Raw genomic sequence first — 22,236 nt, 5'->3', positions numbered from 1 at the left:
GCGGATCTACGGGAGGCGATTGACAGGGAGATATCAACCTGTCTAGTCTTATTCAGACAGGAAGAGACAGGTATGAATATCCAGCCTATGCAGTCCAAGCCCGAGATCATCGCCGCAACCCTTGAGCAGGAAATTCTCAAGGGCAAGATATCTGACGGGGATGCGCTGGCCAGTGAGAGCGCGCTGGTCAAACGGTTCTCCGTCTCACGGACCACGGTGCGCAAAAGCCTTGGCATTCTGGCCGAGAAGGGGCTGATCCGGACGCGGGTGGGCATCGGCTCTTTCGTGACCTTCGGCGACAAGCTGCTGGACAGCCCCGCAGGCTGGAGCGTGGCGTTGGCGGACCGTGGCATGCGTATCGGCACCCGCGTGATCAGGATCGCGCGGATTCTGCCGGACCTTGAGATGCCGGATATTGCCGAGGGGCAGTTTGTTCTGGCGGTTGACCGGGTGAGGTTCCGGCAGGATGACGGAACCGGCCTGACGCTTGAGCGCAGCCGCATGCCCTGGCATGACAGCTTTGCAGGCGTTCTGGAAAACGGCCTGCTTGAGGGCTCGCTCAGCAAGACGCTTGCGGCCTGCGGGCAGAGCGCCAGCAGTGGCAAGGAATGGGCGAATGTGCTGCTTTCGCTGGGCACAGGCGAGGCGGCGCTGATGGGCCGCACCCCCGGGGAGCCGATGCTGAGGCTGCGCCGCCTGACCCGCAACGCCGCGGGCGGGGTGGTGGAATTTGTCGAAACCCTGCTTGATCCCAGACATTTCGGCATGCGGATGGAGTTCTGAACATGCGCCCTGATCCGCAGACGCCCGTTGACGCGCAGGCATTCGATCGCAGCAAGGGCGCCCTTTACGGGCTTGCCATCGGCGATGCGCTTGGCATGCCGTCGCAGACCCTGACACGTGCGGAGATTGCGCAGCATTATGGCCAGATCACCGGCTTTGTGGCGCCCTGTGAGGGGCATCCGGTCTCGCATGGGCTGAGCGCGGGGCAGGTGACCGATGACACCGAACAAAGCCTGCTGCTTGCCCGGCGTCTGATCCTTGACCCCACGGGTTTCGATGATCTGGGCTGGGCGCGGGATCTGATGGGGTGGGAGGCGGATATCCGTGCGCGGGGGCTGCGCGATCTGCTTGGCCCCTCTTCCAAGGCTGCGCTCAGCGCGCTGCTGGACGGGGTTTCGCCGGAGCTGACGGGCCTGCGCGGCACGACCAACGGCGCGGCGATGCGTATCGCCCCGGTGGGTATCATGACCCCGCCGGACCCCGCGCAGATCGCCCGGAAGGTGGCCATGACCTGCCGCGTCACGCATAACACCGGCGAGGCCATTGGCGGGGCCGCTGCCGTGGCAATGGTGGTTTCCGCCGGGATCAGCGGCATGACCTTTGAAGAGGCGGTGCCGCTGGCGCTGGAAGCCGCGCTTCTGGGGCAGCAGGCAGGCAGCGATTTCGGCGAGAGCGACATGCAGGCGCGGCTGACACGGGCGCTGGAGGTCGCGCAGCGCGGAGATGTGGCGGCGCTTGTCGATGCCATCGGCACCTCGGTTCAGAGCCGCGAGTCGGTGGCGACGGCCTTTGGCCTTTTGCGGCTGACGGGGGGCGATGGCTGGGCCGCCATGCTGCTGGCGGCCAATATCGGCGATGACACCGACACGATTGGCGCGATGGCCGGGGCCATGGCCGGGGCCTGTCAGGGCGCATCAGCGCTGCCCGGCGCGGCCATCGGGCGGATCGAGGCCGCGAATGCGCTGGATATCCCGGCGCTGGCCCGGTCGCTTCTGGCGCTGCGCCACTCTGAGCGGAGCATGGCCTGATGGCGCGGCTTTTCCAGATCACCGGCCCGGTGCTGGACCTTGTCTATAAGGTCATGGCCTTGCCTGCCTCGGGTGAAGAGGCGGTGGTGACCGGCTTTTCCATGGCCGCCGGCGGCGGGTTCAACGCCATGGTGGCGGCGCGCCGGGCGGGGATGGAGGTGGTGCTGGCGGGCAGTCTGGGCACCGGCCCGTTTGCCACGGTGGTGGCGCAGGAGCTTGCGCGCCATGACATTACCCTTGCGCGGGCGCCTGTTCGTCAGGCGGATCAGGGGTGCTGCGTTGTCCTGATCGAACCCGATGGGGAGCGCAGCTTCATCGCATCCCCCGGTGCCGAGGGCCGTATCAGCGCCGCAGATCTGGCCGCTGTCAGCGTGGGGCAGGGGGATTGGCTGCTGCTTTCGGGCTATACGCTGGCCTATCCCGGCGCGGCAGGGGCGGTGTCGGACTGGATCGCGGCCTTGCCCTCCGGGGTCTCGGTGCTGTTTGACCCCTCACCCGTGGCCGCGCAGATCCCCGTTGCCGTGCTTGCCCCTGTGCTGAAACGGGCTGACTGGATCAGCGCCAATCAGGCCGAGGCGGCGGTGCTGTTTCCCGGCCTGCCGCCCGCGCGCCTTGGTGACGCGCTCGCGGCGGGGCGGCAGGGGGCGGTTCTGCGGCTTGGGGCCAGGGGCGCGACCCTGATCCGCAATGAGCGCAGTGTAACGGTTCCGGCCTATGCGGTTGCCGCCGTCGATACCAACGGCGCGGGCGACACCCATATCGGCAGCTTCATCGCGCGCATATCCCTGACCGGCGATCCGCTTGCCGCGCTGCATTACGCCAATATCGCCGCTGCTCTTTCCACCACCCTGGAAGGCCCGGCCACCGCGCCCAACAGTGCCGAAGTGCTGGAGCATCTCAACCATACAAACCCCAGAGAGCCGCTGAACGGCTCCTTTCATGGCTAACAGGAGTTTCCCGCATGAAAACTGCAATTCTCGTTCTTCCGGCCCTTTTGGTATCTGCACAGATGGCCAGCGCGGACCAGATCCGCGTTCTCAACTGGCAGGGCTATGGCACCGATATCACCTGGTCCATCGCCGCCTTTGAAGAGGCGACCGGCCACACGGTTGTGCACGAATACTTCAATTCCGAACAGGAAATGCTGACCAAGCTGCGCACCAACCCCGGTGCCTATGACGTGGTGATGATCAACGCCGCCTTCACCGGGCAGGCCGCAACCGAGGGGCTGATCACGCCCATCGACACCGATGCGCTGACCCATTACGCCGATCTTACCCCCTCATTCGCCGAAGACCCCAAGCTGTCGCATGAGGGGCAGGTGGTGGGTGTTCCCTGGACATGGGGCCTGACCTCGATCGCGGTCAGCACCGCCGCCTTTCCGGAACTGCCCACCTCGCTCCAGACCCTCTGGGACCCGGCGCGGCAGGGCCGCATTTCGATCCGCGACGATGCCGTGGAGGCGGTGCAGCTTGGCGCGCTGGCAACCGGGCAGGATATCAACCAGATTGATGATCTGGACCGGGTGCGCGAGGTGCTGAGCGAACTGATGCCGCAGGTGCGCACCTTCTGGGGCAGCGAGAATGACTGGAACCAGTACATGGCCGCCGGCGAGTTCGACGTGGCCACCTACTGGTCGGGCTCGGCGGCGCGCTCCATCGCGCTGGGGTTGCCGGTGGCGTTCGTGGTGCCCGAAGAAGGGGCGGTCGGCTGGCTGGACAGCCTGTCGATCCCGGCGGGTTCAACCCAGTCTGAGGCGGCGCTTGCGTTCATCGACTGGATGCTGGACCCGGCCTTTTACACCCGCTGGGCCGAGGAGGGCGCGCCTGCCTCGGCAAATGCCGCGGCGATGGATGCCCTGCCTGCGGATTCGTTCAACCGCGAGGTGCTGAGCGATCCCGAAGTGGTGGCCCGCGTGCAGTTCCAGTCGGCCATCAGCGACGAAACCCGCGAAAGCTATCTGCGGCTCTGGCAGGCGCTCAAGGCCGCCCAGTAACCCGCACGGCAAAGGGCAGACGACATGGCAGAAGTTCTCACCAACACGGACCGCAGACAGCTTTTCACGCTGCTGTCGCCCGCGTATCTCTGGCTTCTGGTGGCGATCTTTCTGCCCTTGTCGGCAATGCTGTTCTTCAGCTTTCTGGACAGAATGCCCGGCGCAGGCGCCACCTGGAGCCTGACGCTGGGCAACTACCACGAGTTCTTCACGAACCCGACCTATCTGATCCTGCTGCGCAAATCGCTGTATCTGGCGCTTGGCGTCACCGCAATCTGTGTGCTGATAGGCTTTCCCTGCGCGCTGGTTCTGGCCAAAAGCATCCGTGGGCGCGCGCGCGAGGCGCTGTTTTTGCTGGTGATCCTGCCATTCTGGTCCAATTCGCTGGTGCGCATCTTCTCCTGGGCGATTGTGCTGCGCGGAAATGGTGTGCTGGAGCGCGGCCTTTCCAGCATCCTACCCTTCGACATTCAGCTGAACCTGATGTTCACAACCTCGGCGGTGGTGATCGGGCTGGTGCACAGTTATCTGCCCTATGTCATCCTGACGAGCTACCTTGCGCTGCAGGCGATCGACGATGACCTGATTGACGCCGCGCGCACCATGGGCGCGTCCAGGCTGACCATCCTGCGCCGCCTTCTGCTGCCGCTGGCAGCGCCGGGGCTGATTGCCGGGGCGGTGCTGGTCTTTGTTCCGGTGATGGGTTCGTTCATGGAGCCGCGCATCCTTGGCGGGCGTCTTGGCACCTATTACGGCACCGTCATCGAGGATCAGTTCGTGGCGGTCTACAACTGGCCGCTTGGCGCGGCGCTCTCCTTCGTGCTGCTGGCGGTGGTGCTGCTGATCCTTGCGCTGGCCAGCCCCGCGCTGAAGAGGGCGCGCACATGAGCAACGGCTTTTTGACCATCGCCGGGCGGGTCTGGCTGTTGCTGATCCTGTTCTTTCTCTACGCGCCCATTTTCGTCATGGCGGCGATGTCGTTCAATGCCTCGCAGTTCTACCAGCTGCCGTTTGAGTTCTCGACACGCTGGTATGAGCAGCTTTCCGGCAATGCGCAGATACTGGATGCCGCGCTGCGCTCGGTCCTGATCGCCAGCGCCACCACACTCATTGCCACGGCGCTTGGCACGGCGGCTTCGGTCGCACTGTTCCGCTATGATTTCCGTGGCAAGCGGCTGCTTCAGATACTGCTGTTCCCGCCGATTGCCATTCCATGGCTGATATCCGGCACGGCGATGCTGATCTTCTTCTTTTCCGTCGGCATTGGCCGGGGCACCCCGGCGGTGATCATCGGCCATGTCGCACTGGCATTGCCCTATGTCATCGTCACCGTATCGGCGCGGCTGAGCAGTTTTGACATCGCACTGGAAGAGGCCGCGCGCTCGATGGGGGCGAACAGCTGGACCGTGTTGCGCCGCGTCACCCTGCCATGGATCATGCCGGGTATCGTTGCGGGTGCGCTTTTCGCCTTTGCGGTCAGCTTTGATCAGTTCGTCGTCTCCTATTTCCTGGCGCTGCCCGGTGACACCACCTTGCCGGTGCTGATCTACACCGCGATCCGGCAGGGTTTCACGCCCGAGATCAACGCCATTTCAACCATCATCATTGGCATTTCCATGGCTCTTGTGCTGATCGCCGCCCGCTATTCCAGATTCGGAGGAGAACGCTGATGTCGGCTGTTGATGTTATCGGTGTGACGAAGCGGTTCGGCACGGTCTCGGTGCTGGACGATATCTCGATCAGCTTTCCCGATGGCGGGTTCTTCGGGCTGCTGGGCCCCTCCGGCAGCGGCAAGACCACGCTTTTGCGCACCATCGCGGGCTTTCATTTCCCGGATGCAGGCCGCGTGAAGATCGGCCAGCAGGATGTGGGCCGGGTTCCTGTGGAAAAGCGCGACATCGGCATGATGTTTCAAAGCTATGCGCTGTTTCCCAACATGAGCGTCGCCGAGAATGTGGGTTTCGGGCTGCGGGTGCGCAGGGTCGGCATGGCCGAGGAACGCCGCCGCGTGGCCGAGGTGCTGGATCTGGTTCAGCTTGGTGACATGGCCGCGCGCAGGCCCACCCAGCTTTCGGGCGGGCAGCGCCAGCGCGTGGCACTGGCGCGCGCCATCGTCACCAACCCCAAGGTTCTGCTGCTCGATGAACCGCTGTCGGCGCTGGACAAGGCGCTGCGGGTGGATATGCAGATCGAACTGAAGCGCATTCAGCGCGAGATCGGCATCACAACCATCTTTGTCACCCATGATCAGGAAGAGGCGCTGACCCTGTCCGACCAGATCGGCATTCTGAAAGACGGCCGGATGCTGCAGATCGGCACCCCGCGTGAGGTTTATTCCCGCCCGGTTGATGCCTTCGCGGCGGGTTTTCTGGGCGATGCCAACTGGATACCGCCCGGCCGCCTTGCCGGGCTGAACCTGCCCGCCACGCCAGAAAGCCACCGTTTCGGAACGCGGCCTGAGGCCGTGAGCATCCTGAGCGCCGCGCCCACCGATGGCCGCCTTGCGCTGCAAGGGCGCGTGGTCCAGCGCATCTTCGCCGGGGCGCTGGCCACCTGCATCGTCGATATTGACGGAACCCTGTGGAAGGTCGTCGGGCGTGACCGGGATATTCCGGAGCCGTCTGATACGGCTTCGGACTTGGGCGCGGCATGGCTGGCGTGGTCTCCTGAAGACACAATCACCGTTGCGCAACAGTAACTTGCGCTTCGCGCCGGCACTTGTTCCCGGTCGATGCCGTCGTGGCTGATTGTCGCAACCGGGTTGTTCTGCGGTCAAAGGCTTGCTAGTTTTACCTCTGAGCGGCGGCGACGCTGCTCAGGCAATGGAGAGTGGATGTCAGAGCTTGTGTGATACGGCTCTCTGATCGTCAGAGAGCCTCGTGAAACCGAAGCCGCCGGATGCGTGGCATCCGGGCGTTTTTTCACGTCTGTAGCACGAGACTTCCATGAATATCTCACGAAACGAACAACGTGCGCTGCACGTTCTGGCCCTTGGTGGCCGCATCCTGCATGAGCGCGAGAGCGGCTCCAGAATCGTTGCCGTCACCTGCGTGACCCGCGAGGGGATGATCCTTGCCGGGTTTGACCTGATGACCTTCAACCGCTTGCGGCGGAAGCGGCTGATCGAATCCCTCTCTGGCAGCCCCTACCGCATCTCGAAACGAGGCCGCCTGTCGCTGCGCGCGCAGCCCGACAATCAGGGGGCATGACAGGCTGACCTGACAACAGCCTGGGCCGCATGATCCGTTGTGCGGCCCGGTTCGCCCGGGCAGGGAACGGCGCCCTGCAGTGCGGCATCACAGCCGGCACCGACCGCGCCACCCCTGCAACTTCTGCCACCACCGTTACTTTGCTGCGGATGACACCGGCGATCTGGGGCACCACTGATTGTCGATCGCCGCAGAACACTTCCTTCCCGTCGACGATGACCTGATCCCGTCCGGCGCGATTGCCCCGGTCGCGGGTGATCGGATCAAGGTCGGCCGAGATATTTCCTGAGTCACGCCTGGAATTCCGAAAGATGAGGCCCGACTTCGCAGTGGGTGATCGGTGAAACTGCCCAAATTTTGCCCTTGTCGGTGTTTACGCTTAATCCCGGCACGGCCGCTGGAGGCTCGAGTCCCGGTAACGAGGAGCGAGGAAGTGGGCGGAAAAATATCGCAAACCAATGGAAGCGGGAATGCGCTTAGATGGCTGCGATGCGTCGCGCCTGTTCCTCCTGGCTCAGGGCCTTGGGCGCAATGAAAATGAGGGAAGTTCCGGCCAGTTGTGGTCGGTTGGTCCCGCTACCCAGCTTCCCTCGACCTGCAGTTTACGCTTGTTGCAGCATTTCCGGCAGAGCGGCGTTGGTGACCTGGCGAGATCGGCGACAGAGGGCAGCCTGCCCACTGCAAGAAAGCGACATCTGATCCACCAACGAACGCGTTTGTCTCATCTGGCCACATGGCCAACTTTCGCGGCTCTGGCGGTGCGGCACTGCCCGGAGCCCCAAGAAAACGCGGATCCGCCGGACTTATGCAACTTCTACGCGTTAGCGGCCAAACAGTTATGAGGAGATACTCCCGCAGTGGAGAACACAGGATCCGACCGAAGGCAGATCTTGCCCCGGACAGCTGCTCGCCTGGGCAGGCTTGGGGGACGATGGTCTGTCCTGATCCTTCTGGTGAGCTTCATGGTCCTGTTTGCCCTGGTCCCGGCGCTGCTCAGGCTGGGCTCGTCCGCCACCGAGCTCTGGTATGTCGCAGGATGGATCGTGAGCTCTTTTGTGAGTGGTCTGATTGCGTTGCGCGTGGCTGCGCGATGCGATGGGTCAGGACGCAAAGCCTGGCGCTGCTTCGGGCTGGCCTGTCTTATGTTCATGGTCGGCAACTTGACCTGGGCGGCCTATGCCTTGGCTGGCGTGGTTTTGCCGTTTCCGAGCGCGGTTGACGCTTTCTTCTTTGCCTCCAGTGTTCTGGTCCTGATGGGCATGTTCCACTATTCCCTTTCGGACTCGCCAGGCAGCCGGATCCAGGTGACCAACTTCGCCCTTGCGCTATGCTCGGCGGTGGCCGTCGGCTTCATTATTTACGCGCCGCTTCTGAGTAGCTCCGAGACAGGGCGGCTGGGCACCTTCGTCGTTTTCAGCCTCGCGGCTTTGGGTCTTAGCGCCTGGACATTCGGCCTCTTGTGCTTCGCTTTTTATGTCCGGAACGATCGCCGCTTTCCGTTTCTGCTTATTCTGATCGCGACCGGCGCCAATGCTGTCGCCAATTTTTTCCTGGGCTTCGATACTCTGAATGGAACTTATGCCGTCGGCGCCTTCTATGACGTTCTGTGGATCGCCGCGGTTGTCTTCATGGCCTGGGCTGCGTTGGAGCACAGGGACGCGAGCGACGTCGCCGCTGAGCCGACTGCGCGCAGGCAGCCGCCCCGGCCGGCAGAAGCCCTGATTCCGGCCGGGGCGATCGCAGCAATCGTGGCTGCGGTAGCGGCAGCCCGATGGCAAGACCTGCAAATTGAACATGTCTTTATTCTGCCGACCTTGTTTTGCATTGCGGCATTGCTGGCCCTGCGCGAATACGCGCTGATCGGAGCAGAGCGGGAGTTGCGGCATGAGGCAGAAGACAGCGCCAGACGGCTTGCCGAAAGCGAGCAACGCCTGTCGCGCGTGCTTGAGAGCACCACCGATGGCGTGATCGTCCTCGACACGCAGTGGCGGGTCACTTTCGCCAACCAAAGGGCTTTCGACATGATCGCCGAACTCCGCCTCGGGGGCTTGCTCTGGGAGCTCTTTCCGGAGTTTGCCGGCACTGACCTCCAGGAAAAATATGTCTGGGCGATGGAGCACCAGACGCCGGTGGACTTCGAGATGTCGTTTCAATGCACCCGATTTGAAATCAATGCGTTTCCGGCGGTTGACAACCTGAGCGTCTTTTTCCGCGATGTGACCGAGCAACGCCGCCTGACTGACGAACTGATCCATCTGACCAAACATGACCCGCTGACCAACCTTGCCAACCGTAGGCTGTTTGGCGAGCGGCTGGCAGCCGGGCTGGACTGCGGCCGTCGCCGCTGCGAGCTGACCCTCGTGCTGATTGACATCGACGACTTTAAGATGGTGAATGATCTCAGGGGGCACGATGTCGGAGATCTTCTTCTGCAGCAGATTGCTGGCCGACTTGCCGGTCTGGTGCGTCAGGAAGATGTGGTGGCACGGCTCGGAGGGGACGAGTTCGCCATCATCCAGCCGGGGCCCGCCGCTCCCGACGGCAGTGCCGGGATCGCCCGGCGTATTTCTGAGGCTCTGCGCGCGCCCTTTGGCAAAGCCGGGTCGGAGTTCACGATTGGTATCAGCATGGGTTTCGCCATGGCCCCCATGCATGGCAGCCAGCCTGAAGAGCTTATCCGCAACGCGGATCTGGCGCTTTATCGCGCGAAGGAAACCAAGGGCACCAGCCTGAACTATAGTGTCTACGAACCCGCAATGGCGAACCATCTTCAGTCCCGCCAGGCGCATCGGCTCGAACTGCTGCAAAAGCCCGCTTTCAGTGTCCGGCCGGATGAGAGCCAGGCCGATGCTTTCGGCTTGCATTTCGCCCGCCTCACCAAGGCCCTCAACCACGTTTCGCAAGGCGTCTGCATGTTTGATGCGGACAAAAAGCTTGTCATGTGCAACGCTCAGTTCGCCAGGATGTATGGCATCCCACCCGAGCAGATGCAGCCGGGCACACCCTTCCGGCAGATCCTTCAGGGCAGGATTGCGAGCGGCCAGTTCAGTAGGGGCGAGCCGGAAGACTACCTGCGGGAGCGTATAGAAGCAGCCGAAGAGCAGACAGCCTCGGTCAAGCAGCATCATCTGGCCGACGGTCGATCAATCGCCATCACTCATTGCCCCCTGGAGGACGGTGGCTGGGTCGCCATGCATGATGACATTTCCGAAAGGGTGCGGATAGAAGCGCAGATCGCGCACATGGCCCACCACGACGCGCTGACCGGCCTGCCCAACCGCGTTCTCTTGCGCGATGAACTGGCTCAGGCACTGAACCGTGGCACCCGCCTGGCGCTGATGTGCCTCGATCTCGATCATTTCAAGGGGGTCAACGATGCCCTCGGCCACCCGCTGGGTGATGCCCTGCTGCGCGAAGTTGCGGAACGGTTGCGCAAAGCGATGCCCGGGTGCGATTTCGTGTCTCGTCTCGGCGGCGACACTTTTGCCGTTCTTCAGGTCGAGCAGCATCCCGACATGACAAGGGAGCTGGCGGAACGGATCATCACGACTGTGAGCCAACCCTATGAAATCGATGGCCATCAGGTGATTGTCGGCGTCAGCATCGGGATTGCGGATGCTCCGACCGACAGCGACGATGCTGATGAGATTCTCAAAATGGCGGAAATGGCGCTCAACCGATGCAAGCTGGAAGCGCCCGGAACTTTCCGCTTTTTCGCGCCAGAAATGGACGCCATGACAAAGGCGCGGCGCGAACTGGAACTCGACCTCAGGAAAGCGCTTGCTGGTGAAGAATTCGAGATTCACTATCAGCCGGTTGTGGATATCGAGGCCAATCAGGTGGCCGGGTTCGAGGCGCTGCTGCGCTGGAACCATGCCCGGCGCGGCCATGTGCCACCCGGCGAGTTCGTGACCCTGGCAGAGGAGATCGGGCTGATCGGTCAGCTTGGCGCATGGGTGCTCGATCAAGCCTGTATGGAAGCTGCAAAATGGCCGAAAAATGTCATGCTCGCAGTGAACGTGTCGCCCGCACAGTTCCTGCATGGTGATTTGGTGCGCGACGTGGTGGCTGCGCTGGAGCGGTCAGGACTGGCGGCTGAGCGGCTGGAGCTTGAGATCACCGAAACAACAATGTTGCAGGACACCGGCGCGACGCTGGCCTCCCTGCACAGCCTCCGGGATCTTGGCGTGCGTGTTTCGCTTGACGACTTCGGCACCGGCTACTCTTCGCTCAGCTCCGTTCGCAGGTTCCCTTTCGACAGGCTCAAAATCGACCGGAGTTTCATCGCAGACATGCACGATGACGATGGGTCACTTGGCATCGTCAGGGCAATTCTTGCGCTCGCCAAGAGCCAGGGCATGGCAGTAACGGCCGAAGGTGTCGAAACGATGGAGCAACTCGCCCGGCTGCGCACTGAGGGATGTCGGGAGGTGCAGGGCTACTTTTTTGCTCCTGCCCGCCCCGCCGCCGAGATTAACGGGCTTCTGACAATTGTATCAGACATGAGCAAGCGCGCGCGCATGTTGGAACGGGTCGAGCGGCAACGGGATTTGCACGAAAGTGCACGCATGAGTCTCGTTGGTCACCGAAAAGTCCCGCGGGGCGATATCCATCCCCAAAGCCTGTTCTGAGAAATTATGCGCCGAACTGAATGCGTCTCAAAAAGTGCCGGCGGCGCGTAATGTGCGACCTCTGGAAAGGCCTGAACCACCTCGGCTTACCAGAGCGTGTGCAACACTCAACGGATGCCCGCTGAACTCGGAAACCACCGCACTTTTGAGCGAGGCCGGTGCGCTGGTCGACGAGATCGTGCTGCCGGTTTCCGAGCTCGTGTCCGGACGGGTTGGGCATGATGCACCGGCCTGCAGGCGGATGTGCCCGAGATCCCCGCCTTCGCCTGATCCGCTGCGGGCGCACCCTGCATCCTGTCTCATTGCTGCGTTCTCCTGCCCGGTATCCGGGCAGGGTGCCTCTGTCGCAGGCCAAGGGGGCCAGTCGAACGCCCATCTTCAGCCAAGATTCATTTTTTCGTCAGGAATCTGCCTTTTTCTGGGTTTGGGTGGGCCCAGAGGCTCCGGCTCTGGCGCTGACAGCATCTTGTCCCGTCCGGACATGAAATCGCCCTGCACCTGTTCGGTCAGGCGCTGCACATCGCGGCGGCGGATGTCGTCCAGCGCGTCGGTCACCGCGATCTCATCCCAGCCAAGGCGGCGTAGCCCTTCGGCGCCCATTTGCAGGGCCGATTCAACTGTCTCACGGACTTCAAAGTCCACGCCCGCGCGGATTAGTTCCATTGAATGGCCCCGGTCATAGCTGCGCGCCAGCACTGCCGCATTCGGAAACTCGTGCTGGATCAGCTCGACGATCGCGTTGACGGCGCGGCGATCATCGACACAGATCAGGACCACCTGCGCCTGCGCCGCGCCCGAGGCGTGAAGGATGTCGAGCCGCGTGCCATCGCCGTAGTAGACCTTGAAGCCGAAGCGCGCCGCCTCGCGGATGCGGTCGGGGTTGTTCTCGATCACCGAGACCTGCGCGCAGCGCGCCAGCAGCATCTGCAGGGCGATCTGGCCAAATCGCCCGAAGCCGATCACAAGGACCTGCCCGCGCAGCCCAGCTGCCGCCTCGACCCCGTCCAGCGCGGCATCGGGGGCGCGGAGCAGCCGGTCGGCGGCAATCAGGATCAACGGCGTGATCGCCATGGACAGGATCACGACCGTCGAGAAGATCGCATTTTCGCGTGCATCGATGACCCCGCCTGCCAGAGCGGCTGTGTAGAGGACAAAGGCAAATTCGCCGCCTTGCGCGAACATCGCCGTGCGGCGCAAGGCGGGCAGATTGGCCCCGCCAAAGGCCCGCGCCGTCGCATAGATGGCCACCGCCTTGACCAGCACATAGACCACCAGCATCGCCAGCAGCAGCGGCCATTCCGCCGCTACGACCGTCAGATTCAGCGACATGCCGACCGCCAGAAAGAACAACCCCATCAGAAGGCCCTTGAACGGCTCGATGTCGCTTTCGATCTGATGGCGATAGCTGGAGCCGGACAGCAGAACCCCGGCCAGAAACGCGCCCATCGCCATCGAAAGGCCCACGGCCTCCATCAGGAGTGCGGCCCCCAACACGACCAGAAGCGCCCCGGCGCTCAGCACCTCGCGGGCACGGGCGCGCGCGAGCAGGGCAAAGAGCGGATCGAGCAGCCAGCGCCCGGCGACAAGCAGCGCCACCAGCCCGGCCAGCGCCAGCGCCACGGCGCCCATTCCGCACTCGCCCTGACCGACAGGCGACAGAAAGGCCACCACCGCCAGCAACGGCACAATCAGCAGATCCTCGAACAAGAGGATCGAAACCGATTTCTGCCCCTCCGGGCTCGCGATCTCGCCGCGCTCCTGCAAGGTGGACATGATCACCGCGGTTGAGGACAGCACGAACCCGGCACCGGCGATAAAGGCCGTGACCGGTGGCAGCCCGAACACCATGTCACCCGCCAGCGACAGCAGGGCGACTGCAAGGCTGACCTGCGCCAGCCCCAGCCCGAAGATCTGCCCCCGCAGCGCCCACAGCTTTTGCGGGCGCAGCTCCAGCCCGATGATGAACAGGAACATCACCACGCCCAGCTCGGCGAAATGCAGGATCGTGTCAGGGTCCGTGAACAAACCCAGCGCCGAGGGCCCCACCAGCGCGCCAGCGGCGAAATACCCCAGCACCGACCCCAACCCCAGACGCCGGAACAGCGGCACGGCAATCACCGCCGCCCCCAACAGCACGACCACAGGACCGATGGTCGGCCCTAACCCCTCTGCGGCCATTGGCTCGCTCCTAAGAATTGCGCGCCGGTGCGCGGCGGCGCCAGGCGTCATTTTCACTGGGTGCCAGCCGCCGGATCACGTCGGCGGCAGACGATGGTTTCTTCAGTCGGGCAGGCTTTCGCCGATCGCGCTGCCCTGCGGCTCAAGGCCCGGCAGCACCGTCAGCGCGCCGCCCATGGGCCCGGAATGGCGCGTCCAGCGCGCGATACGGTCCATCGGCAGTCAGGTTTTCGGCTGGCGCAACACGTCCTGCCAGTCCGGATGGCGACCGAACTGTGCCTTCGCGAACGGGCAGAGCGGGATGATGACCACCCTGTCCCGCCGCGCATCCTCGACCGCCTGTCGCACAAGCCTTTCTCCCACCTTGCGGCCACGCAAGACGTCGGGAACTTCGGTGTGGTCGATGATGATCTGACTTTTGCCGACCCGGCTGTAGGTCATTTCGGCCTCGTTGCCATCGATTACCAAGCGGTAGCGCCCCTTCGATTCGCCATCGTCCCGTACCACCGGAATGTCGGTCGGCGAAGGCGCATCCCTTGCAGGTTCCGTATCCGCCCGTCCTGCGCTGGGACGGCGCACCTGGCGCGGTTGGCCCGGTGCGCACTCCAGTAGTGCGCGGTCCCAGTGTCCGAGGTCGGCGGCGGCCTCGTAAGTCGAGACCAGGAAAGCCATCAGGGCCTCGTCGGGATCGGCTGCACTCTGCACGGCATCGTAAGGCAGCAGGAATTCCGACAGGCCCTCATGCCAGAACGCCGCCTCGGGCCGCACCTGCGCGCCCCGATACCCGCCGGGCGCCGGATAGGCGTAGGCATAGAAGGCGGGATAATCGATGCCATTGCCGCCCGGCCAGAAACCTGCCGAGGATACCTCGCGGTCATAGGCCTCCTGCGCCACGTCGTCCGGCAGGGAAGGGATGCCGGCAGGGTGGAGCGGCGCGCGCCGCCCCGAGAAACGGGTAACCGCGAGATCCATAGCCCCCCAGAACAGGTGAACCGGGCTGGACTTGCCGAGAAAGGAGGTCCGGAACCTGCCCATCACCCTGTCAATTGCGACCAGCGCCTGATGATAGCGCTGCACCGCATCCCGGTCATAGGGCCGATCGCGATGATCCTCGCTGAACGGGACGGGGTTGGGCACCTCGTTCGGCGTGTCGTTGAACGTTGGCGTGCCACCGATATCAGCAATCATCTGCACGAAATTCGCGCGGAACGCTGCAACCGTGGAGGGCTCCAGCCCGAACCTTGCCTCGCGACCGTTGCCGCAGGTGCCGATGACCATATGCTCGCGGAAATCGAACCGGATCTCGATGCCCGGACCGTCCGGTATCGGTGCGGATGTCAGGCCGGTCGGCGTGACATAGAATGTCGCGTTCCAGGAATGGTTGAGCCATGGCGTATGGGCGAGCCGGTATTTGCCGACGATCTGCAGATACAGATGCAGGGCGGAACAGGTCTCGCGCCATCCAAGGTAGTCAAGTCGGGGCCAATTGGTGGTCATTGCGTGTCGTCTCCTTTCGGCATCTGTCGCTTGCGGGGGATCGCTATCGGGTTGCGGGCCGCCTGCATCGCGCCCCGCCAGCCATTTCATCAGCACCGGTCAATCCGGTGCCGGGATATGCTCGTCGCGGTCATCGACCGGGAGATCGAAACGCCCCTTGCCCCACCTTGCGGCGCGCCATTCGGCCTTGGCGGCTTCGATGCGCTCCTGCGACGAGGCGACGAAGTTCCACCAGATGTAGCGGGGGCCGGAAAAGGTGGCGCCGCCAAGGATCATGAGCCGCGCGCCCCGGTCGCCTGCGGCGACGGTGATCCTGTCGCCCGGGCGGAAGACCATCATCCGGCCCGCGTCAAAATCCTGCCCCGCGACCGAGATGGAGCCTTCGACGATGTAGATACCCCGGTCTTCATGATCGTCCGGCATGGGCAGGCGGCGACCGGGTTGGAGCGTCACGTCGGCATAGAAGGTTTCCGAGAGCATCGTGGCGGGCGCTGTCTTTCCATAGGCGTTGCCAAGGATCAACCGGACGGAAACGCCGTGATCCTCGATCATCGGCAGCGCGTCCTGGCCGTGATGTTCAAAACTCGGTGCCATGTCTTCATGGGCGTCGGGCAGGGCCAGCCATGTCTGGATGCCGAACAGGCTGTTCGGCCCGCTGCGGGCTGTCGATGACGTGCGTTCAGAATGTGAAACGCCACGCCCGGCCACCATCCAGTTCAGCGCGCCGGGGCTGATGATCTGATCGGCGCCGGTGCTGTCGCGGTGGTGGAAGTCGCCGCGAAAAAGATAGGTGACGGTGCCCAGCCCGATATGCGGATGCGGCCGGACATCGACGCCCTGTCCGGTGAGCAGTTCCGCTGGCCCGGCCTGATCGAAAAAGATGAACGGCCCGACCATCTGCCTCTTGGGCGCGGGCAGGGCACGCCGGACCTCGAACCCGCCCAGATCGCGGGACCGGGGGACGATGAGCGTCTCGATAGCGTCGACGCCGATCTCATCGGGGCAGCCGGGGTCGAGTGCGGGGTTCCAACTCATGCGCTTCATCCTCTCGTGTGCTCGTGGCCGGCGTCGCGCCTGCCGATGCAAAGGCCTGATCCCGACGCATCCTGATCGCCCGAGCGGTTGGGCGGTGCTGTTGCGTCAGGGCCCTAATTTGACGACGCAGCACCCCGGAGGCTAGCCATGCTGCGCATTGAGCTGTGTCGCGCAAAGCGGAACGCGCCGGCCGTTGCGAGGGCTGGCCACAAGCTGCCGCCGAACTGCTTGCCGATCAGGGCTTCGTGCCCTTCCTTTCTTGGCCGGTAAGGCCCCAGATAGCCGGGTTGCGCCCGCAATGGTCCACCAGCGTATCAATCAGAACCCGGATTTTCCGTGCGGGATGCAGGCCGGGCGGTCGGACGACAAAGGCGCCTGCCGGTGGTGGGGGATAGTGCGTCATGATTGGGACGAGGGCGCCTGACGCGACATAGCCATGGGTAATGCAATCTGGAAGAAAGGCGATGCCAAGCCCCGCTGCCGAGGCAGCAGCAAGCGCCAAAGCGTTGTCGGCCTTGAACCTGCCCTGTGGCTGAACTGTCACGACCGCGTCGCCATCCAGGAATTGCCAGGCTTCGGTGCCCTGCATGAGCGCCTCATGGGCGGCAATCTCGTCCGGCGTCTGAGGCGAACCGTGCGTCTTTATATAGTCCGGGCTTGCGACAAGCGTTCCATGGATCGTGACGATGCGCTTCGCGATCAGGTTGGAATCCGCAAGATATCCGACCCGAAGCGCGCAATCGAAACCCTCTGCGATGAGATCGACGAAGCGATCACTGTAGCAGCTCTGGATGTGAAGGTGCGGGTGGCGATGCGCCATTTCCGCAAGTGCGGGGGCGAAGTGGGTCGGACCGATGGAAAGCGGCATGGCGACCCTCAGACGGCCACGCAGCCCGCCGGTCGGGCGGATCGACTCCCTGGCCGTATCGATCTCGGCGCTGGCCCGGGCGGCATGGTCCCTGAACGTCAGTCCCGCCTCGGTGAGCGCGGCGCCGCGTGTCGTCCTGGCGAGAAGCTGTGTGCCGAGTTCCGCCTCGATCCGAAAGAGCCGCCGGCTGACGATGGACTTGGAGACGCCGAGCCGGCGCGCTGCGGTCGATATACCCCCGGCATCGGCCACGGCGACGAATGTATCCAGATCCTCGATGTCCATTCCGGCGTTCCCCGTTCTGCGACACAGTTTGCCCGAGTATGGCACTATCCTATTGCCCGAGGGAACGGCAAATTGCGTGCAGGCGACAACGCTCCGGGCGCCTGAACCCCGAACCAGTGTGGTGCAACCGGCAAGAATGGAGCGCTCAACCTCCGTGCGATGCCGGAGCCGCGTTCTGCCAGAACCACGCAGCAAAGCGGGAAGGCTGCGTCAGACCTGTTCCCCTCCGCCATGTCAGCGTCGCCGAAGGATGCGAAAATGGAATTCCCAGCCTATCTGACCTTTCTCTTCGTCAGCGCGGCCCAGGCCGCGACGCCGGGTCCGTCCACGGTGTTCATCGTGAACAACGCCATTGCCTACGGGTGGCGCCGCGCGCTGGCCGCCCTGAGCGGCGATCTGGTTGCGATCGCGTTGCTGGCCACGGCTTCCATCATCGGGCTGGGCGCTTTGCTCATGGCCTATCCGGTTGCCTTCCTCGCCCTGCGCCTTGCGGGCGCGGCGTACATCATCTGGCTCGGATGGAGCTTTCTTCGTCCTGCTGCGCCGCAAGCGGACCCGACGGGGGTGGAGGCCGTTCATCGGGAAAACGGGTTGGGGCTTTGGCTCCACTCCTTTGGCGTGGGGATCAGCAATCCAAAGGCCATCCTGTTTTTCGCAGCACTGTTTCCGCAGTTTCTTCCGGTCGGGAGCGGACCATCCGTGCTCGCTCTTCTGGTTGCGTCCTTCGTCGTCGTGAAGCTCATCATTCTCGGCGGCTATGCCTTCGGCGCCCGACATTTCGTCCGGCTGCTGCGCAACCCGGAGCATGCGAGGCGCGGCCGGATGCTGACCGGCATCATCTTCATGGCCTTCGGAGCGCTGATGATCTGGTCTGCCCTGACCGCCACACAGGGCGCCGCGATGTAGCGAACCAACCCGATCCTCCTGGCCCCGGTGCCTGCCGCGAATCCGGCCTTTCCTCCGGGGGGCGTGAAACCCCGCGACGCCTTCCACGCGCAGTGTTCAGCAAGGAGTGCTTGCCGTGAGGGTGAATGCCGATGTCCTGAACGCCGATCTTCTTGAATTCGTGACCAGCCGAGACGCTTGTATGTCGCAGATCAAGCCGGATTCTTCGTACCCCGTCACACCCCCGATCTGGACAGAAGAGACGACCATGACCAATATCTTGAGAACCATTACCGCTGCGGCGGTCGCTGGCACTGTCGCCCCCGTCCGCAACAAATTGCTTTTTCACGGCGCGTTCGCTAATGGATCGTGACGTGAGTGCGGGGGCACGCCGAACGAAAAGGTGACTGAGGGCGCCAAGGGTATGTTCGGGAAACCGGAGAAGTAGGCGACCGCGCTGCCCCCGATACGGGCTGCCTGATCGCCGACCCTGCCAATTCAACGAAGGGAGATATCATGGCCCACCGTATCCTCGTCCTTTATGGCTCCTACCGCACCGACCGGATGGGCATCCGCCTCGCCCGATACCTTGTCCGGGAGCTGAACGACCTCGGCGCCGATGCCGCGCTGATTGACGCCAAGGCAATTGACCTGCCCATGCTTGACCGCATGTACAAGGAGTACCCCGCCGGCGAGGCTCCGCCTGCGATGGAAAACCTTGCGGAGAGGATTCGCAATGCCGATGCGTTCGTCTTCGTCACCGGTGAATACAACTGGGGTGTCCAGCCGGGGCTGAAGAACCTGACCGATCATTTCCTTGAGGAATGGTTCTGGCGGCCCGCGGCAATTGCGAGCTATTCCGCAGGCCGTTTCTCCGGGGTCCGGGCCGCCCTCGCCTGGTACGGAACGATTTCCGAAATGGGGATGGTTCCGATCTCCAGCGCGCTCGCAGTGGGTGGCATCGGCAAGGCTCTGGATGCCGACGCGCAGCCCGTCGGCGAGGGCGGAGCCGCCCTCACCAAGGCCTTTCCACGCTTCGCTGCCGATCTCGCTTGGTGGGCCGAAGCCGCCCGGGTGCAGCGACAGAATGCGGGCACGCCCTACTGAGCAAGGCCAATGCCCGGACCGGGTCTTTCAGCACAACGACGCAGGATCGCCACGAGAGACGATACCGACCTTGCCGCCCCTCTCCGGCCGCCGCTTTCGACCGGACAGCGCAATCCGGCAATGGCAGGGTCGCGCCGGCAGGTGACTTCCCAACTCAGGAGAAAGGGTAACAGCATGGATACCATCGTCTGGCAACGTATCGAGGCGGCGATCGTGTTCGTCACCGCGATCGCACTATTTGCCTATCTGGATCACAGCCTCGCCTGGTGGTTGGCCATGATCCTTTTCTTCCTGCCCGATGTCAGCTTCGCGGGCTACGCGCTTGGCCCGAAGGCCGGCGCCGTCGTGTACAACGTCGTACACGTCTACGCCCTCGGGATGGTCCTGCTCGCCGTCGGCTTCGCTATCGGCTCGGGCACCCTCGCGGCTCTCGGCGCACTCTGGATGGGCCATGCCGGTTTCGACCGGATGCTGGGCTTCGGACTGAAGTCTCCCGAAGGCTTCAGGATCACGCATCTGGGGCACATCGGCTGACCGCTCAGCCGGTTTCAGGCACCGCTCCCACCGGAGCACAGCGCCGTGCGCGTCCAAGCCAATCCGGCAAGCGTGGTGACGCGCCCGTCGGTCAGCGTTGCCCTCGTTTTCAGTCATCGGGCCGGGCGCAGATTGTGACCGCGTTGCTGCCGAGCGCCATGGCAATGAATACTCAGTGCAGTGTGTCGAGATACGGTGTGAGCGGCAGGATTGTGGACCGGGTCTCGGGATTGTCATCGGCGCTCTGGTGCCCAACGCACGCTTTCCGCCGCCACATTTGCGTACGGTCAGCCCTTCCTCTTTGTAGATGCGATACAGCTTCTTCCGGTTCACCTGCCAGCCCTCGCGCCGCAGCAGGATATGCAGCCGCCCCGCCAAGGCAGGCGGCCAATTATGCCGTGGAGCGCCCGCGCGTTTGGACCGACCATAACCTCGACCACTGAAGTGCGTCGGGCTGTCGACGGCTCCGTGCCAGCGATGACTTTGCCCGCACCCTGCCATCGCGGAACCCCATCAGTTCTTCTGCTGCCAGCATGCGCGGCGACGCCTCGATGGCGCGAGAGAGGGCGGATCTCGATATACGTCTGGAGGCGATGCTGAAGGACCTACGCGCCCGCTATGCCTCTCCTTGCGCACCTGCAAGGTGACGAACTATGGGCACACGAAGAACGGATGCGCTCCAAGTAACATGTTCAACGCCGCATGCCGCCAAACCGGCACCGCCGACCACGTTGCCAGACGTTCCATCACACGTGGGGTATCGGACCGATGCGCGGGCTTTCAGGTTATCCGGTTCACAGCCCTACAGATTGTTCATCAAGGCCCGGGAACGCGCTTTGCGAGGCGGCGGTAACAGCATTATAAAGCCGCTCACAAATATACGCCACGTCACTTTCAGTTGCGGTATAGGGCGGGGCCAGCAAGACATGGTCACCATGTCTGCCGTCAACTGTACCGGCAACAGAGTAAACCATCAATCCATGTGTGAATGCCGCATTGCGGACAGTTTGATTGAAGCGCCTTTCCGGGTCAAATGGTCGCTTCGTTTCGCGGTCAGCGACGAATTCCAGCGCGAGGAACAGCCCGCGGCCCCGGATATCGCCGACATGCGGGTGATCGGCAAACCGCGCCTCAAGCTCAGCGCGAAGCTGCGCCCCACGCTCACGGACATTGGTCAGCAGGCCGCGATCGCGAATCGCGCGCTGGACAGCCAACGCCGATGCGGTGGCGACGGGATGGCCAACAAAGGTATGGCCGTGCATGAAGCTGCCCGAACCCTGGGCGAAGGCGTCGAATACCTGACCTGAGCACAGCACCGCGCCCAGCGGCACATAGCCTGCACCCAGCCCTTTCGCGACGGTCATGATATCTGGGGCAATCCCTTCGCGTTCGCAGGCGTGCAATGTGCCGGTGCGGCCCATGCCGCACATCACCTCGTCCAGGATCAGAAGCACGCCATAGCGGTCGCAGATCTCGCGCACGGCCTTGAAATAGCCGGGCGCTGGAGGGACGCAGCCCAGCGTGGCGCCGACCACGGTTTCGGCCAGAAAGCATGAGACGTTTTCAGGCCCAAGCCGCAGGATTTCGGCTTCAAGCGTGGCGGCAGCGCGGGCGCCATAGGCGTGGTCGCTCTCATCCGGGGTCTGAAAGCGGTAGGCCCAGCAGGGATCGACATGCGAGGTGTTGGGCAGCATCAGCCCGCCATAGACCGCGCGCCGCCCGGCGTTGCCCCCGGCTGACAGCGCGCCCAGCGTGTTGCCGTGATAGCTTTGATGGCGCGCGATGACGTGTTGGCGGGTGGGTTCGCCGCGTTCGCGGTGGTATTGATGCGCCATTTTCAGCGCGGTCTCGATGGCCTCTGACCCGTCGCAGACGAAATAGACGCGCGACAGGCCGACGGGGGCGTCTTCGATCAGCAGATCGGCCAGATCTTCGGCGGCGTCGGTGGTGAAAAAGCTGGTATGCGCATAGGCCAGCGCGCCCGCCTGCGCGCTGATCGCCGCCACCACATCGGGGTCGCCATGGCCGAGGCACGACACCGCCGCCCCGCCGCAGGCATCCAGCCAGCGCTGCCCGTCCTGCCCGATGATCCAGACGCCTTCACCCCGCGCGGCGCGGGGCGGGGTGTGGTTGGCGTTGCGGTGGAAGATATGGCTTTGACGGTTCAAGGCGCGGCTCCTGCGGTGGGACGGGGGTGGCT

The 22,236-nt window shown here is 63.7% G+C and carries 18 protein-coding genes and 1 pseudogene; 13 read left to right on the top strand and 6 right to left on the bottom strand.

All coding sequences use genetic code 11. The annotated features are described in order from the left end of the window. Window positions 1-72: 72 nt before the first annotated feature. The 9 genes from V7Q53_RS07230 (at window position 73) to V7Q53_RS07190 (ending at window position 11,647) form a co-directional block, all read left to right on the top strand. Window positions 73-783 (top strand): GntR family transcriptional regulator, encoded by a 711-nt coding sequence (locus V7Q53_RS07230; RefSeq protein ID WP_333827855.1) that lies wholly within the window; start codon window positions 73-75, stop codon window positions 781-783. 2 nt (window positions 784-785) lie between these two features. Then, window positions 786-1,811: an ADP-ribosylglycohydrolase family protein gene (locus tag V7Q53_RS07225; protein WP_333827854.1), complete on the top strand. Its 1,026-nt coding sequence runs from the start codon at window positions 786-788 to the stop codon at window positions 1,809-1,811. Next, window positions 1,811-2,758: a PfkB family carbohydrate kinase gene (locus V7Q53_RS07220; RefSeq protein WP_333827853.1), complete on the top strand. Its 948-nt coding sequence runs from the start codon at window positions 1,811-1,813 to the stop codon at window positions 2,756-2,758. Before V7Q53_RS07225 ends, V7Q53_RS07220 begins: the two co-directional genes overlap by 1 nt. A 14-nt stretch (window positions 2,759-2,772) precedes the next feature. Then, window positions 2,773-3,807, top strand: coding sequence for an ABC transporter substrate-binding protein (locus V7Q53_RS07215; RefSeq protein WP_333827852.1), 1,035 nt, complete (start codon window positions 2,773-2,775; stop codon window positions 3,805-3,807). Window positions 3,808-3,831: 24 nt separating this feature from the next. Beyond that, entirely contained in the window at window positions 3,832-4,695 is an 864-nt protein-coding gene (locus V7Q53_RS07210; protein ID WP_333827851.1) for an ABC transporter permease, read from the top strand. Next, window positions 4,692-5,477, top strand: coding sequence for an ABC transporter permease (locus V7Q53_RS07205; RefSeq protein ID WP_333827850.1), 786 nt, complete (start codon window positions 4,692-4,694; stop codon window positions 5,475-5,477). Before V7Q53_RS07210 ends, V7Q53_RS07205 begins: the two co-directional genes overlap by 4 nt. Beyond that, window positions 5,477-6,505, top strand: coding sequence for an ABC transporter ATP-binding protein (locus V7Q53_RS07200; protein WP_333827849.1), 1,029 nt, complete (start codon window positions 5,477-5,479; stop codon window positions 6,503-6,505). Before V7Q53_RS07205 ends, V7Q53_RS07200 begins: the two co-directional genes overlap by 1 nt. Before the next feature lie 247 nt (window positions 6,506-6,752). Then, a complete protein-coding gene (locus V7Q53_RS07195) occupies window positions 6,753-7,016 on the top strand; it encodes a YjhX family toxin (RefSeq protein WP_333827848.1) in 264 nt (87 codons plus the stop codon). 962 nt (window positions 7,017-7,978) lie between these two features. Further along, a complete protein-coding gene (locus tag V7Q53_RS07190) occupies window positions 7,979-11,647 on the top strand; it encodes a diguanylate cyclase domain-containing protein (RefSeq protein ID WP_333827847.1) in 3,669 nt (1,222 codons plus the stop codon). A gap of 378 nt (window positions 11,648-12,025) precedes the next feature. Here the strand turns inward: V7Q53_RS07190 and V7Q53_RS07185 are convergent, their stop codons facing one another. From V7Q53_RS07185 to V7Q53_RS07170, 4 genes are all read right to left on the bottom strand, one after another. Then, window positions 12,026-13,825 carry a monovalent cation:proton antiporter-2 (CPA2) family protein gene (locus V7Q53_RS07185; RefSeq protein WP_333827846.1) on the bottom strand — a complete coding sequence of 600 codons (1,800 nt, stop codon included), beginning with the start codon at window positions 13,823-13,825 and terminating at the stop codon, window positions 12,026-12,028. 222 nt (window positions 13,826-14,047) lie between these two features. Then, the gene (locus V7Q53_RS07180; RefSeq protein WP_333827845.1) at window positions 14,048-15,322 is read right to left on the bottom strand and encodes a DUF5996 family protein; all 1,275 of its coding nucleotides are present in this window, start codon (window positions 15,320-15,322) and stop codon (window positions 14,048-14,050) included. Window positions 15,323-15,421: 99 nt separating this feature from the next. Beyond that, complete coding sequence (locus tag V7Q53_RS07175) at window positions 15,422-16,357, bottom strand: pirin family protein (RefSeq protein WP_333827844.1); 936 nt, start codon at window positions 16,355-16,357, stop codon at window positions 15,422-15,424. Between the two features lie 235 nt (window positions 16,358-16,592). Continuing rightward, window positions 16,593-17,510, bottom strand: a complete 918-nt coding sequence (locus tag V7Q53_RS07170; RefSeq protein WP_333827843.1) for a LysR family transcriptional regulator — start codon at window positions 17,508-17,510, stop codon at window positions 16,593-16,595. Between the two features lie 258 nt (window positions 17,511-17,768). Between V7Q53_RS07170 and V7Q53_RS07165 the strand changes: the two genes are divergently transcribed. The 4 genes from V7Q53_RS07165 (at window position 17,769) to V7Q53_RS07150 (ending at window position 20,036) form a co-directional block, all read left to right on the top strand. After that, a complete protein-coding gene (locus V7Q53_RS07165; protein ID WP_333827842.1) occupies window positions 17,769-18,416 on the top strand; it encodes a LysE family translocator in 648 nt (215 codons plus the stop codon). A gap of 115 nt (window positions 18,417-18,531) precedes the next feature. Beyond that, entirely contained in the window at window positions 18,532-18,768 is a 237-nt protein-coding gene (locus tag V7Q53_RS07160) for a hypothetical protein (protein ID WP_333827841.1), read from the top strand. 143 nt (window positions 18,769-18,911) lie between these two features. Continuing rightward, a complete protein-coding gene (locus V7Q53_RS07155) occupies window positions 18,912-19,502 on the top strand; it encodes an NADPH-dependent FMN reductase (RefSeq protein ID WP_333827840.1) in 591 nt (196 codons plus the stop codon). Between the two features lie 174 nt (window positions 19,503-19,676). Further along, on the top strand, window positions 19,677-20,036 hold the full coding sequence (locus V7Q53_RS07150) for a DUF4260 domain-containing protein (RefSeq protein ID WP_333827839.1): 360 nt from the start codon (window positions 19,677-19,679) through the stop codon (window positions 20,034-20,036). 225 nt (window positions 20,037-20,261) lie between these two features. Here V7Q53_RS07150 and V7Q53_RS07145 read toward each other — a convergent pair. Continuing rightward, a pseudogene (locus V7Q53_RS07145) lies at window positions 20,262-20,405 on the bottom strand (IS3 family transposase); the annotation flags it as partial. Window positions 20,406-20,830: 425 nt separating this feature from the next. Further along, window positions 20,831-22,204: an aspartate aminotransferase family protein gene (locus tag V7Q53_RS07140; RefSeq protein ID WP_333827838.1), complete on the bottom strand. Its 1,374-nt coding sequence runs from the start codon at window positions 22,202-22,204 to the stop codon at window positions 20,831-20,833. Window positions 22,205-22,236: the final 32 nt, after the last annotated feature.

This window comes from Pararhodobacter sp., from assembly GCF_036802785.1.
Classification (GTDB): domain Bacteria; phylum Pseudomonadota; class Alphaproteobacteria; order Rhodobacterales; family Rhodobacteraceae; genus Pararhodobacter.
Note: the sequence above shows the minus strand (reverse complement) of the source record. Positions and strands in the feature narration are given on the sequence as shown.

Excerpts from the sequence above, each read along its gene's own strand:
- V7Q53_RS07230 (WP_333827855.1), top strand. The coding sequence starts at position 73 with ATGAATATCCAGCCTATGCAGTCCAAGCCCGAGATCATCGCCGCAACC.
- V7Q53_RS07225 (WP_333827854.1), top strand. The coding sequence starts at position 786 with ATGCGCCCTGATCCGCAGACGCCCGTTGACGCGCAGGCATTCGATCGC.
- V7Q53_RS07220 (WP_333827853.1), top strand. The coding sequence starts at position 1,811 with ATGGCGCGGCTTTTCCAGATCACCGGCCCGGTGCTGGACCTTGTCTAT.
- V7Q53_RS07215 (WP_333827852.1), top strand. The coding sequence starts at position 2,773 with ATGAAAACTGCAATTCTCGTTCTTCCGGCCCTTTTGGTATCTGCACAG.
- V7Q53_RS07210 (WP_333827851.1), top strand. The coding sequence starts at position 3,832 with ATGGCAGAAGTTCTCACCAACACGGACCGCAGACAGCTTTTCACGCTG.
- V7Q53_RS07205 (WP_333827850.1), top strand. The coding sequence starts at position 4,692 with ATGAGCAACGGCTTTTTGACCATCGCCGGGCGGGTCTGGCTGTTGCTG.
- V7Q53_RS07200 (WP_333827849.1), top strand. The coding sequence starts at position 5,477 with ATGTCGGCTGTTGATGTTATCGGTGTGACGAAGCGGTTCGGCACGGTC.
- V7Q53_RS07195 (WP_333827848.1), top strand. The coding sequence starts at position 6,753 with ATGAATATCTCACGAAACGAACAACGTGCGCTGCACGTTCTGGCCCTT.
- V7Q53_RS07190 (WP_333827847.1), top strand. The coding sequence starts at position 7,979 with ATGGTCCTGTTTGCCCTGGTCCCGGCGCTGCTCAGGCTGGGCTCGTCC.
- V7Q53_RS07185 (WP_333827846.1), bottom strand. The coding sequence starts at position 13,825 with ATGGCCGCAGAGGGGTTAGGGCCGACCATCGGTCCTGTGGTCGTGCTG.
- V7Q53_RS07180 (WP_333827845.1), bottom strand. The coding sequence starts at position 15,322 with ATGACCACCAATTGGCCCCGACTTGACTACCTTGGATGGCGCGAGACC.
- V7Q53_RS07175 (WP_333827844.1), bottom strand. The coding sequence starts at position 16,357 with ATGAGTTGGAACCCCGCACTCGACCCCGGCTGCCCCGATGAGATCGGC.
- V7Q53_RS07170 (WP_333827843.1), bottom strand. The coding sequence starts at position 17,510 with ATGGACATCGAGGATCTGGATACATTCGTCGCCGTGGCCGATGCCGGG.
- V7Q53_RS07165 (WP_333827842.1), top strand. The coding sequence starts at position 17,769 with ATGGAATTCCCAGCCTATCTGACCTTTCTCTTCGTCAGCGCGGCCCAG.
- V7Q53_RS07155 (WP_333827840.1), top strand. The coding sequence starts at position 18,912 with ATGGCCCACCGTATCCTCGTCCTTTATGGCTCCTACCGCACCGACCGG.
- V7Q53_RS07150 (WP_333827839.1), top strand. The coding sequence starts at position 19,677 with ATGGATACCATCGTCTGGCAACGTATCGAGGCGGCGATCGTGTTCGTC.